This window comes from Alicyclobacillus herbarius DSM 13609 (genome assembly GCF_000430585.1).
GTDB classification, from domain to species: Bacteria; Bacillota; Bacilli; order Alicyclobacillales; family Alicyclobacillaceae; genus Alicyclobacillus_G; species Alicyclobacillus_G herbarius.
Genome location: NZ_AUMH01000025.1, coordinates 14,813 through 27,151 on the forward strand (window position 1 = coordinate 14,813; position 12,339 = coordinate 27,151).

9 protein-coding genes and 2 pseudogenes are annotated in these 12,339 nt (G+C 55.1%); 2 read left to right on the forward strand and 9 right to left on the reverse strand.

Annotated features, from left to right (window positions below; genetic code table 11):
- The first annotated feature begins 128 nt into the window (after positions 1 to 128).
- Entirely contained in the window at positions 129 to 683 is a 555-nt protein-coding gene (locus tag H522_RS0114580) for a shikimate kinase (RefSeq protein ID WP_026962906.1), read from the forward strand.
- A 283-nt stretch (positions 684 to 966) separates the two neighbouring features.
- Here H522_RS0114580 and H522_RS0114585 read toward each other — a convergent pair whose 3' ends face one another.
- The 5 genes from H522_RS0114585 to H522_RS0114605 form a co-directional block, all read right to left on the reverse strand.
- Positions 967 to 1,605, reverse strand: coding sequence for a trimeric intracellular cation channel family protein (locus H522_RS0114585; RefSeq protein WP_051344324.1), 639 nt, complete (start codon positions 1,603 to 1,605; stop codon positions 967 to 969).
- An 84-nt stretch (positions 1,606 to 1,689) separates the two neighbouring features.
- Positions 1,690 to 2,493 carry a formate dehydrogenase accessory sulfurtransferase FdhD gene (fdhD, locus tag H522_RS0114590; RefSeq protein WP_035454230.1) on the reverse strand — a complete coding sequence of 268 codons (804 nt, stop codon included), beginning with the start codon at positions 2,491 to 2,493 and terminating at the stop codon, positions 1,690 to 1,692.
- A 17-nt stretch (positions 2,494 to 2,510) separates the two neighbouring features.
- Positions 2,511 to 2,990, reverse strand: a complete 480-nt coding sequence (locus H522_RS0114595) for a helical membrane plugin domain-containing protein (RefSeq protein ID WP_026962909.1) — start codon at positions 2,988 to 2,990, stop codon at positions 2,511 to 2,513.
- The gene (gene fdhF / locus H522_RS0114600; RefSeq protein ID WP_245578136.1) at positions 2,974 to 5,952 is read right to left on the reverse strand and encodes a formate dehydrogenase subunit alpha; all 2,979 of its coding nucleotides are present in this window, start codon (positions 5,950 to 5,952) and stop codon (positions 2,974 to 2,976) included. The genes H522_RS0114595 and fdhF overlap by 17 nt, the downstream gene beginning before the upstream one ends.
- A gap of 150 nt (positions 5,953 to 6,102) precedes the next feature.
- Positions 6,103 to 6,477: a Na-translocating system protein MpsC family protein gene (locus H522_RS0114605; protein WP_026962911.1), complete on the reverse strand. Its 375-nt coding sequence runs from the start codon at positions 6,475 to 6,477 to the stop codon at positions 6,103 to 6,105.
- 438 nt (positions 6,478 to 6,915) lie between these two features.
- On the opposite strand from H522_RS0114605, the gene H522_RS19685 reads away from it, so the two are divergent.
- A complete protein-coding gene (locus H522_RS19685; RefSeq protein ID WP_051344325.1) occupies positions 6,916 to 7,671 on the forward strand; it encodes a YoaK family protein in 756 nt (251 codons plus the stop codon).
- Between the two features lie 121 nt (positions 7,672 to 7,792).
- Here H522_RS19685 and H522_RS21965 read toward each other — a convergent pair whose 3' ends face one another.
- The 4 genes and pseudogenes from H522_RS21965 to H522_RS19705 all read right to left on the reverse strand — a co-directional run.
- Positions 7,793 to 10,093 (reverse strand): peptidoglycan-binding protein, encoded by a 2,301-nt coding sequence (locus H522_RS21965; RefSeq protein ID WP_081412178.1) that lies wholly within the window; start codon positions 10,091 to 10,093, stop codon positions 7,793 to 7,795.
- A gap of 434 nt (positions 10,094 to 10,527) precedes the next feature.
- The gene (locus H522_RS19695) at positions 10,528 to 11,463 is read right to left on the reverse strand and encodes a fumarylacetoacetate hydrolase family protein (protein WP_051344326.1); all 936 of its coding nucleotides are present in this window, start codon (positions 11,461 to 11,463) and stop codon (positions 10,528 to 10,530) included.
- Positions 11,464 to 11,680: 217 nt separating this feature from the next.
- Positions 11,681 to 12,076 (reverse strand): annotated as a pseudogene (locus H522_RS19700) (NAD(P)-dependent oxidoreductase); the annotation flags it as partial.
- 27 nt (positions 12,077 to 12,103) lie between these two features.
- Positions 12,104 to 12,339, reverse strand: a pseudogene (locus tag H522_RS19705) (IS607 family transposase); the annotation flags it as partial.

Consider the following 12,339-nt stretch of genomic DNA (forward strand, 5'->3'; position numbering starts at 1 on the left):
CAGATGAGGCAGGTCCCGTCTGGCGCTGGTTCTTTGCAATTGACATGTTCATGCCGACACGGATACAATCGTAAGACGATGATCAGCGGTTCGTGGAATCCGGGCCCCGGACCAGGCAGGTGTTTGCGATGGACGGTCACGCACCCGCGGCGATTGACAAAACGATTGTGTTTACCGGTTTCATGGGGGCAGGAAAAACCACCATCGGCCGGGCCGTCGCCAGTCGACTGGGCCGCACCTTTATTGACGTGGATGAACAGATTGAGCAAGACTTCGGCATGAGCATTCCCGATATTTTCGAGACGTACGGGGAATCCGTATTCCGCACCAGGGAACGAGAGATGGTGCTTCGCCACTGCGGCGCAACTCGCAGTGTGCTCTCTCTCGGTGGCGGGGCATTTCTCCAGGATGAAATCCGCCGCGCATGCCTACGCGACGGCATTGTCGTCTATCTCGATATCGACTGGGACTATTGGGTCAACGAACGATACCGTCTGGTCGTAGATTCTCGACCGTTACTTCAGAAGTTAAAGTTAGAAGAAGTTCACGAGCTGTTTCTGCGGCGTCGCGCTGCATATCAGGCCTACCATACCCGCTTAAAACTGGATTATCAAACGGTAGACTGCGCCGTTGACCTGCTGCTTGAGTTAATCTGCGAGCAGATGTGCACCCAGGCTTCATAACAACAACCACTCACGATGGCGAACGAGAGCTATTCAACCCCGGCGCGCTTATTATGCGTCGCCTTAGTCCTATGGGCGGATTGGGCCATGCGATGATGTATGCCGTGGCCATTGCATCGGCCGTGATGGTCCTCCTGGTTGTGCTTTGGCGGGAATCAAAAGGGATGGAACTGGGGTAACGAAGGCGAGGGCGTGTTGCAGTTCCATTCGGAGTTCGACAACACGCCCATGACCCACGCTTTGAAGTTCGTCGATAGCGACATATCCCCGAATGGATTTAGGCTTACACTGCGTTCCGCATGTGGGTCTGAAGCCAGTGAATCACCTGACGCCAGTTCAACTGGATGGAAAGCATTCGAAGAATCACCACAGAGGTGACCAACCCCAGGAACGGCAGTGGATGGGTGTACCTATCCCCGCCTAGCCATACGGTCAAGGCGACAAATCCCGTTAACAAGGCTGGTACTTGCTCCTGGAGTACCACTGGTTTTCGCCCGGCCAGCACATCCCGAATCATGCCCCCGCCGACGCCAGCAAACAGAGCCACCGCCACAATGACGAACAGATTGTGGCTGACCTGACTCGCGTAAAGAGCTCCCTGAAGAGAAAACGACGCAAGTCCAATCGAGTCGAACAAATACCCCCAACGCCGCCAATAATGGAGCCACTTCTTTGAAACGACGTAGAGAACCGTCAACGTGACGAGCACGAGCAGAAACATCTGCTTATCCCACAACTCATTCACCGGGAGACCAATCAGGGTATTCCGAATAACTCCGCCACCAAACGAAGTCACCAGTCCGAGCACATAGACCCCCACCAGACGATAACGCGCCGCAAATGCCACAAAGGCACCACTGGCTGCGTATGCGATGGTTCCCATGGCATGTAAGAATGGCCATGCCCAATCTGTCCAGTCCATTTGTGCCTCCGTTCTGCGCAACGCTTGGGCTTGAACGCCGAGCGCCCCTTCTCAGCCCACCTACGAGACGACGCCTTCCCTTGTTCAACGGGCAATTCGCCACGGGTGGGTATAGACGTTGAACGCATCCCCGCGCACAAACCCAACCGTGGTGATATTTAACTCCTCTGCAATATCCAAAGCCAACGCCGTCGGGGCCGATTTCGCCAAGACGATACCGACCCCGATTTTCGCCACCTTTAAGACAACCTCTGAAGAGAGGCGGCCACTAAATGTGACCACCTTCCCATCAAGGGTCAGTCCTTGCCGAAGGGCGTAGCCGTACAGTTTATCCAGCGCGTTGTGCCTGCCGATGTCCGTACGCGCAAGAAGAAGGTGTTGAGTGTCCGCCAAACAAGCGGTGTGAACCCCACCTGTGGCATGAAACACGGCGGCTGCTTCCTCCATCTCCTTGACCAAGCGGAAAATCTCGGCAGCTCCCAAGGAGACGTCATCGTCCACCCACTTGGCGGTGTGGGCATCGTTCAGAAAGTAAAAGCTCTGCCGGCTCTTGCCACAACAAGACGCAATGTACCGTTTGTTGTAAAACGCCTGGTTGAAGTTCACGTCCGTCGTCGTGCGAACACGAGCCGTTCCCATGAACGTACTCAACTGCAGGTCTTTTATCTGATCCATAGACCGGATGACGCCCTCTGAAGCTAGAAATCCTACGACCAAGTCTTCGAGGTATTCCGGCGTACACACCACGGTTGCCATTTCTTGGTCATTCACATAAATCGTAAGGGCGTACTCGCTAGCGACCTGATCTACCTCGTCTTTATACTCTCCCGAACGGTACCGCAGTACCGGTCGCTCCATCTGCACAGGTAATCGCCCCGTTCGACGCATGCAGATGCGCCTCCTTCCTATGACGGCAGCCGTTCCCCCATACCGCGCAAAAACCCCAACAGCCAGGTCAAAGCGCGCTGCACGTTCGGATCGCGCAGGTCGCGCATGACACGCAAAAGGCCGGGTTTTCCTTTGCGCTCCAAGGCCTGTTGTCCACCCTCCAGTCCGGCCAAAGCCGCATCCCCTAGGGCTGCCAGGGTATCTGGCGAGAGACTGGCCACCACCTGTATGGCCATCATAGCGTTTTTCAGGATATTTACGACACCCGGTTTTAAAGCTTGTTCGAGAGCAATCGCCGCAACCCTTTCCTTTGCGCTGAGGAGGCCATGCAGGATGTCGAATACACCGCTGTCGTTGAGATCCTTGGCGACCGTCAGCATCTCCATCAAAACGTCATGGTGCTTAGCCACCATCACCGATAACTCCTGCAGCGCCTCCGCCTGCTGGCGTTCTGCGGTTTGTTCTGTACGCTCCACGACATTAATGGGTCGCGCCATGGGTCATCCCCTCCTGCACCTTGTCCTCCACTGGTACATATCCAGGTCGGCGCCACTTCCGTTCCACTTCTACGCCGCGTTGCGGGTTGCGGCGACCGAACCGTGGGTTGTTCCGCGGCAGTGGCGAATCGCCACGGGAACGCAGCACCTCCATACGCACATACGTCTCCTTATAGGCAGGCGTGTCTGTTCGCCTGTCCGTGGCCGATCCGGTTAGCAAGTTGACGGCCGCTTCGTCCCGGGTGGTGTTCATCGGTACATACAGCTCCTTGTCGTGGACCCGGTCGGTCACCACGGCGCGCAGTTTTACCGCTCCGTAGCGAGATACCAGCCGCACCAGGGAGCCTGATTCAATGCCCCGCTCGGCAGCCAGCTCCGGCGATACCTCCACAAAAGTGTCCGGCACCTTTTTCGCCAATCCAGGCGATTGATAGGTCATGTTCCCTTCATGAAAGTGTTCCAGCAAACGACCATTGTTTAAGAACAGATCGAACTCCTCGTCCGCGCCCTGGGGCGGCATCCACTCGGCCGGAGCTAGGCGCGCCCGCCCATCCCGGAAGGCAAAACCGTTCTCGTACAACCTAGGTGTGTCCGATCCGTCTGCGGCGACGGGCCACAACAGGCTGTTGTAACCGGCCAGTCGCTCGTACGTCACACCCGCAAACAGCGGGGCTACCTGCGCTGCCTCCGCCATCACGTCGCCGGGGTGGCGATAGGTCCAATTCGCCCCCAAACGATTCGCTATGGCGCAGAGGATTTCCCAGTCCGGTTTGGACTCGCCTAGCGGTGGCAAAACCCGATACAACCTCTGAATGCGTCGCTCCGTGTTCGTGAACGTCCCGTCTTTTTCAAGACTGGGGGCGGCCGGCAGAACGACATCGGCAAACTGAGCCGTCTTGGTCAGGAACATGTCCTGAACCACGAAGAAGTCGAGTCGGCTGAGCGCCTCCTGTACATGATTCGCATTACTATCCACCCAAGCCATGTCTTCGCCCATCAGGTACATGGCATGCAGATTGCCGGCTAGAATCGCTTCCAGCATCTGCTGATTATCCAGGCCGGGTTTCTCCGGAAGCTCAGTTCCCCAGACGGTTGCAAACCGTGCTCGCGCTTTTTCATCACTCACCAACTGATATCCCGGCAACCAGTTGGGTAAGGTCCCAAAATCGCAAGCTCCTTGGACATTGTTGTGTCCACGCAGCGGGAATGCCCCAGCACCCTTGCGTCCGTAGTTCCCCGTCACCAGCAGGAGATTGCTGATGGCCGCGCTGGTGTCACTGCCCCCGCAGTGCTGCGTCACGCCCATGGCCCACAGGATAGCCACCCCATTGGCCTCATGAATACGCTGGGCGATCTCCACCAAGTGCGCCTTTTCGATTCCCGTAACCTCCTCCGCGTATTCCAGCGTGTACGGAGCGAGTGACTCGACATACGCGTCAAACCCATTCACCTTATCCTGGATAAACCTAACATCGTGCCAGCCTTGCTCAATGATGTACTTCGTCACTGCGGCCAACCACACCGCGTCCGTGCCTGGTTTGGGCCGGACAAACAAATCGGCCCGCTCCGCCAATTCGTGCTTGCGCAGGTCCACCACCACCAATTGTTGACCATGCAGCTTGTGCGCCCGCTTGACCCGTGTCGCCAAGACTGGATGCGCCTCGGCCGGATTGGCGCCAATCACTATAACCAACCCAGCAGCGGCGATGTCGGCAATGGTTCCGGAGTCTCCGGCCAGCCCGACGGTGCGAAGCAGGCCATCGGTCGCAGGGGATTGGCAATAACGCGAGCAATTGTCCACGTTGTTCGTGCCAATCACCGCCCGCGCCAACTTTTGCATTAAGTAGTTTTCCTCGTTCGTCACCTTGGAAGACGAAATGAAACCAAACGCGTGCGGACCATACTGTTCCTTGATCTCGCGAAACCGGGTAGCAATAAGGTCCAGCGCCTCATCCCAGGTGGCCTCGACAAAGCGGTCCCCCCGGCGAATCAAGGGCTTGGTCAGACGCTTATCACTGTTGACAAAGTCCCAACCGAACTTTCCCTTAACACACGTCGAAACACCGTTGACCGGCGCCTTCTCGGTCGGTTCCACTTTGAGAATTTTGCGTCCTTTGGTCCACACGTCAAACGAGCAGCCGACCCCACAAAACGTGCAGACCGTCTTCGTCTTCTGGATGCGTGATTCCCGCATCGCCGACTCCATTTCCGAAATCGCAAAAATCCCCCCATACCCGGGCTCCACCTGTTTCACCAAGTCAATCATAGAGTTCAAGACAGGGCTGGAAATGCCGGACAGGTACCCCGCCTCTCCCAGCATGGACTTCTCCATCAGGGCGTTCGTGGGGCAGACTGAAACACAGTGCCCGCAGGAAACGCAGGACGATTCGTCAATCGGTACGTCATTATCCCAGATCACGCGCGGCATGTCCCGTTCCCAGTCAATCGACAGCGTCTCGTTCACCTGCAGGTTTTGACAAGCCTCAACGCAACGTCCACAGAGGATACACTGGTCAGGATCGTACCGATAGAACGGATTGGACATGTCCTTCTGATAGCCCTTGGGTCTGTACGGATACGACTGGTGCTCAATCTGCATGAGTTCCGCCGTATTATGTAGCACACAGTTCCCATTGTTGTTGTCGCAGACCGTGCAGTAGAGCATGTGGTTTTCCAAGATCCGGTCCATCGCCTCTTTGCGCGCCCTTTGCGCTGTCTCAGCCGTGGTGACCACACTCATCCCGGGCGTGACCGTGGTCGAGCAGGCACGCACCAACCGACCGTTCACCTCTACCATACACGTATCGCAGGTCTGTATCGGTCCTAAATTGGGATGATAACAAACGTGTGGATGTTCGACACCGTGGTCCAGCATGACCTGCAGAATGGTTTGTCCGGATTTCGCAGAATACGATTTTCCGTCAATCTCTACGCCCAACGCTGTCCCATTGGAGACGCTCACAAACTTCACCTCCGAACAAAATAAAAAACTCCACCAAAACCGGCCCTTCTAATCTGCCAGCTTCGATGGAGTAGTCCGAAGCACCCTCTGTACCCCGCAACCAATCCAAACAAACTATGACTTTTATCACAAAAGATCAATATGATTGTATCAGGGGTGGGAGATGGTGTCCAGCCCCAGCGGGCGGTCGAACACATATACAGTCATGGCCGTATCCGACTCAACATCGAAGTCACAATACAGCTTCACCAGCTTGGCGCCGACCGTTTGTTCGACCTCTTTGCGCACAGCTTCGTTCTTATAGATTTCCTTGACAAAAGTCGTGCGCAGTTCATGCACCATACGCCGTCCCTCTGTCGTCTGCGCGACAAACTTCTCCATTCCCGTCAAAGTGCCTTTCATCTCACAGATAGCCCACGCCCCCAAAAAGCGAGTAGTGATCTTCTCGGGCCCTTTTCCGGTGTGTTTCTTACGCACCTCTCGAACCACGTTGTTAAATTCGTGCACCACACGGGTAACGTCCAAAAGCCATCCCCCCGTCGGATGTATATCCCGCATCGGTAGACCGCCCAAAGGAAAAACCGGATTCAAAAACCGATTCTATGTTACCCCCGGTGCCCACCCGATTCAATCGTGCCTCTGTGCCCGGGTCAACGGTGCATACAACTCCGGCCTCCGGTGCCTTGGGTAGTCTAATGCGGGGTCCAATGGCTGTTTTCGAAGCAGGTGAAGTGAGGATAAAAGGTGAGGATAACCACGGAGAAAGGATTTCGATTACCCATTTTGGAGTCCCAACAACAAAGTGAGCCAATCTCAGGTAAGGACTTTGACGGATTCGGACATGCACTTTGAGAACTTTGATAAGATGTTGACAAGCAAGCTTTCATTTCTACTTTGCTTGCTGAGCAGTTCTCGGAAGACGTAGTTTTAGGAAGCTCGTCATTTTTTCGTGGAGGTGTCACCTTGGACTCGTCCCATGCGTTTCTTCATCGTCTTTTGATGGTATTGCTCACGGTCACCTCTGGTTGCGTGGACGCCATCAGTTTTCTCGCGTTAGGCCAAGTTTTTACTGCGGCCATGACGGGCAACACTGTGCTGTTGGGACTAACCGTCGCGCACGCACCCGGACTTGTCGCCGTGCGGTATGTCGCGGCCTTGGGCGGTTTTATCCTCGGCGCCGCTTTGGGGGCGTTCATATTAAGAAAAAAACCGAAAACCTCGCGCCTGGATGCGGCGGTCACCTTGGTTATCACGATTGAACTTTTTGCCCTCGTGATCTTTTGGATTCTCTCAACCTACGGACAAGGCTTGGCGGGAGGGCTTGATATCGACCTGGTGGTTGTACTGGCGTTTGCCATGGGCTTGCAAGGAACGGCTGCCCGCCGCGTGGGGATTTCGGGTGTGACCACGGTAGTAATTACCAGTACGTTACTCGGACTGATGGAGACCGTGGTCTGGCAGTGGCAACACTGGATAAAACGCGATTTGGATAAAGGCCACCCCTCCACTTCACGGGCCTCCTTGCTGTCCGCCTTAACCTGGATTACGGTCATCGTTTCCTACGGCGTAGGAGCAGCGATATGTAGCCTGCTCATGCGCGTGTTTGGCCTGCATGCCATTTGGTTACCCGTCTGCATCGTCCTGGTGGTCGTCCTGACATCCCTCTATACGTGTCTTAACATGGGAACCCGAGAAAACACCCACAATGTCAGCGCCTGACACACGCGTTCAGTGTTGAAAACGGCCTTCCCATACGAAGCGGGAAGGCCGTGTTGTTTGATTGACGTGTATCTGAGCGATAGGAAAGTACGGAGTAAGCCGCCTGCGCAATTCGTACCGTTTAGTTGCCTGAGTAGACAACAGGCATCGTAAACGGCTGCAGCTGCACAGAACCACTGGGTTTGCCGACGATGAGTTTGCCGGTTTGCTGATTGTAGACTTCCAATTGGCCCGCCGAGTTCCGGACCGCAAAATCACCCCGGTGCAAAGTGATTGTTCCCCCTGAACCGGTCAAGTTGATGGTATATCCACTGCTCGGAATGACTCGGTAGACATTGTCCAGCTGCACCTCGGTGGAAGGCACCCAGCCGTATCCAACGACGTGATACCACAATGTCACGAACTGTTTCATGCCCCCAGCCATGCCCGAAGTCATGAATTGCGCCATTTCATCAACGTGATAGGTTTGTCCTTTTTTCAACGCTACGCCGCTGGCCGGAAACAGTTTCGCCCATGTGGCATCATCGCAGACTCCCGTTTGGGGAAGGCCTACGGCCTTTTGGAACTGTTCTACCGCCTTCTTTGTGTTGGGACCGAATTGCCCATCGACCGACAGTTTTGGGGTGACGGCTGAACTCTGATTCAACGCCTGCTGCAGACGTTTAACGGCCGGGTATGATGTCGAGGAACTGGTTTCCGACAAGTTCCCATATAAGAACGCACTCGCTGCCGCATCACTCAAAGAGGAAAAGACGGGTACGGCACTATACGGCGACTTGGACCAAACCTCAGCCTTCGCATCGGTGCTCACCTTGTACAACGGCTCCGTGGTAGAGGCCGGCGCGGGTGGTGTGTTGGACGCCTGATAGTGCACGTAATCGCTGGCCGATCCGCCGGTCTGTCCCACGTACTCGCTCATAATCTGACTGATGCTGTTTGCCCAGCTGGAGTCGGTCGCATAATTGTTGTTCATTCCGGTTAAGGTGGGGGCTCCGCCGTAATTCGTCGCCCCGGGCGTCAGATAGTTTTGACGTACCTCCCACGCCTCAAACAGGATGGCGTACTCACTGGAAGGAAATGTGCCACCAAATTCATAGGCGTTTTTATCATAGGCCCCGTATCCAAACCAGTTGTTCTTATACAATGCCAGCGAGCTTGTACCCCATCCGGTCTCCAAAGCCGCATGGGCTACCAGATAGGTGGCATTTGTTCCATATTTGTTTTGTGCCTCGATAAAGTATGTACCCAGTCCCTCCATGTTTCCAGGGTGATGGGCGGCGATCCATTGATCGATTTGACTCGCTGTCACCGACTTGGGAGCCGGATAACGCAGGTCCACATTCGTATACGACGACTGTGAACTCGTCACAGTCACCCCGAACAGGGCAGACCAAGTCTGTGGCCCTACCTGTCCGTCCTGCGTCAATCCCTTAGCTTTCTGAAAGGCCTTGACGGCACTTTCCGTTTTCTGACCAAACTGACCATCTACAGTGCCACAGTTAAATCCGAGCTTGTTGAGCTGTTGCTGGATTTCCTTTACCGCCGTTCCGGTCGAACCCTGCCGGATAATGGTGCCCGGATACGCAGGACCCTTAGTCGACGAGCTAGAAGAAGAACTTGACCTGGATGAACTAGATGACGATGAACTGGTGCCGGAAGACTTGGACCCCGAGGATCCTGATGACGTTGATGACTTCGACGAGCTGGATGACGAGGAGCCTGCCGGATATTTCACGGCGGTGGAAGAGAACAGCTTGTCCCATGTCTGGACGCCTACAACACCATCCACCGTCAATTTGTTATTTTTTTGGAAGCTCTTCACGGCAGCCAACGTCTGCTTACCAAACACCCCATCGACGGTACCAGCGTGGTAGCCAAGTTGATTCAACCGCGTTTGCAGCGTCTTGACATCGCTCCCGTGCGAGCCGTTCACAAGGTAATGTCCAGGATAAGGAGGATGAGTCGATGATTTTGAAGACGTACCAGAATGAGCCGAGCTCGATCCGCTTGTTTTCGTTTCGCTTGAACTCGACCCGTTCTTGGTCGATCCGGAAGATGACCCGGTTGTAACCTTGTTGGCCGGCAATCCGCCGCCTGAGGAGAGATTGGCCAATGCCGACTTGAGTGCCGCCCACGTCTTTGGACCCACTATCCCGTCCACACTGAGCTTATGAGAACTCTGAAATTTTTTCACGGCTGACAGAGTCTTAGGTCCGAACACGCCGTCAACCTTACCACAACTGTACCCAAGTGTGTTCAGCGTGTTTTGTAAATATGTCACGGTAGAACCATGGGAACCTACACGAACGGTTTGATAAGTGGCTGCGTACACGACCATCGGGGGTTTTCCTACGACTCCGGTTGTCACGCCCACACCCGCACCGGCCAAAGCCACCAGGGCGGCATAGGTCCGTTTTTTCAACAGAATAATCCCCTCCTTGTGGACACACGTGCCCAGTTTGCGTTTGTATGAAAATTGCACTAAATCCGCTAGATCCCACTGAAAATCGTGGGTCTTTCTATCGGATAGATAGAGAGTTCGACAAGATGGACGAATTTCCTACAAGATCCACTTGACAATCGATATTTTTCGATGCGGCAAAAACACAAAGACGGAAGACGTAGTCTCGTTACTCGAAAATCAAGTAGAGGTGAACCGATTGGGACAAGGAAGTTGAAGTATTGAGATATATTTCCTATAGGGGCAAATAGGAGACAAAGACGGATGCTTGTGGCATGCGGGGCCATGCCAGGTTAGGCTCAACTGTGGGACACGGGGATAACTTGGGGCATCAAGCAGACCCCCCCGTTGCAAGAAGGCCCCCACGCATCCCACTCCTCTAGCCGTGTGAAGTGTTAAGAAGTGATATTGGCCGAAACGAAAGCGGGGTTGGTCCGTAGGTCCCCCGCCCGGGCCACCGGATTGCACAAGGTGCCGATGTTGTCGATGGAAATCTCAACCACATCGCCAGGTGCCAGCGTGAATTCATCCGGCGGCACGATGCCTGTCCCGGTCATCAGGACTGTGCCGTCCAGAATGGGATTATCTCGGAGCAAATATGAAATCAATTCTTCGACATCCCGACGGAGTTGCTGAATCCCGATGTTCCCCGAAAATACAGTCGCCCCGTCTCGATGTATGGTCATGGTGACTTGCCAGTCCTGCGGCCGTTCGGCGCCGGTGTTCCATAACAGGACCGGCCCCAAGGCACAGCTGTTCGCGAACACTTTGGCCTGTGGCAGGTATAATGGGTTTTCCCCCTCAATATCACGAGAACTCAGGTCGTTCCCAATCGTCCAGCCGATAATGTCCCCCTCTCGGCTAACGACCACTGAGAGCTCCGGTTCAGGCACCATCCACCGCGAATCCGAACGGAGGTTCAGCGGCCGCTCAGGAGCGACCAACCGTCGATAGGTCGATTTAAAAAACAATTCTGGACGCGCGGCGGCATAGACGCGGTCATAGACACTATCCTGTAGTTGTGTCTCCGCATTGCGCGCATCCCGACTCCGTTCGTACGTAACACCGGACGCCCAGACTTCGGTGCACTCCACCGGGGGCAGCAGTCGCCCCTGACGTTCCAGTTCAGTAAACGACAACGGCGGTCCCTGACGGAATTTCTCCATCGCATCAACGCATGGGATGTTTAACACACGCAGGACACGCCACATCTTCACCGGACACGTCCACTCCGGGATATGGCTGGTAATGCTGTATACGTCGTCACCTTCCAGCAAACCAAGGTGAACCTGGTTGTCTACCGGATGATAGAAACGCAACGTCCGAATCATGCGGAGCTCCCCTTTTTCCATCGTCTTAGTTTGCGAACTTTACCGTGCGAAAGTGTGTTTTCCATGCGTCGGGTTCGCTGAATTTGGGCAGGATGTAAGCCGGCTTTGGATCAATACCCCTGCTCCAAGTCAACCGCAGTTGGCAGTGGCCGACCTTCCCGATACGCCGAGTAGTTCTCTAGAATGAGGGGTACTAACCGACGGTTGTGGTGGGGTGTCAATCGCCGTTATGCAGGGAAATCAGCACTTGCGGCAAGTCCCAAAGGGGACTGGTAGCGGGCAATGGCTCCTCATGAAAGACATCCAGACCGGCGCCCGCTATCTCGCCCGACCTCAGCGCGTCCACCAAAGCCGCCTCATCTACGACATCCCCGCAGGCGAAGTTCAACAGCACCGCAGACCGCTTCATGCGGGTAAAACGCTGCCGGTCAAATAGGTGATACGTCTCACGGGTCCACGGCGTTAACACCACGACAAAGTCACTGACGGCCAAGACCTCATCGAGCTGTTCAAGGCCGACGACCCGGTCGTGATTCGGCAAGGACTCCGGAGTCCGCTTGACCCCGATGACGACCATGTCAAACGCCTTGGCTTTACGAGCCACTTCCTCCCCAGTGCTGCCCGCGCGTAAAGGATATCATCATTCCGAGTGCCTGATCCGCCATAGACCTACCGTGAATCCCGCGTGAATTGGAAAGGAGAATTCCGCGTTGTCCTCCTTGACTTCGCCAAGTTCAACGACCAAGATCCGACGCCCCTGGGCTGCCAAAGCCGCCTTTACGTATTCAAACCCAAAGCGCATGAGCCGATCCCGGTGTTCCACGACGATGGTTTGCACATGGGGATCCGCCAGCAACTTCATGAGCTTAGGCCGAT

Excerpts from the sequence above, each read along its gene's own strand:
- H522_RS0114585 (WP_051344324.1), bottom strand. The coding sequence starts at position 1,605 with ATGGACTGGACAGATTGGGCATGGCCATTCTTACATGCCATGGGAACC.
- H522_RS19695 (WP_051344326.1), bottom strand. The coding sequence starts at position 11,463 with ATGATTCGGACGTTGCGTTTCTATCATCCGGTAGACAACCAGGTTCAC.
- H522_RS0114595 (WP_026962909.1), bottom strand. The coding sequence starts at position 2,990 with ATGGCGCGACCCATTAATGTCGTGGAGCGTACAGAACAAACCGCAGAA.
- fdhD (WP_035454230.1), bottom strand. The coding sequence starts at position 2,493 with ATGCGTCGAACGGGGCGATTACCTGTGCAGATGGAGCGACCGGTACTG.
- H522_RS0114580 (WP_026962906.1), top strand. The coding sequence starts at position 129 with ATGGACGGTCACGCACCCGCGGCGATTGACAAAACGATTGTGTTTACC.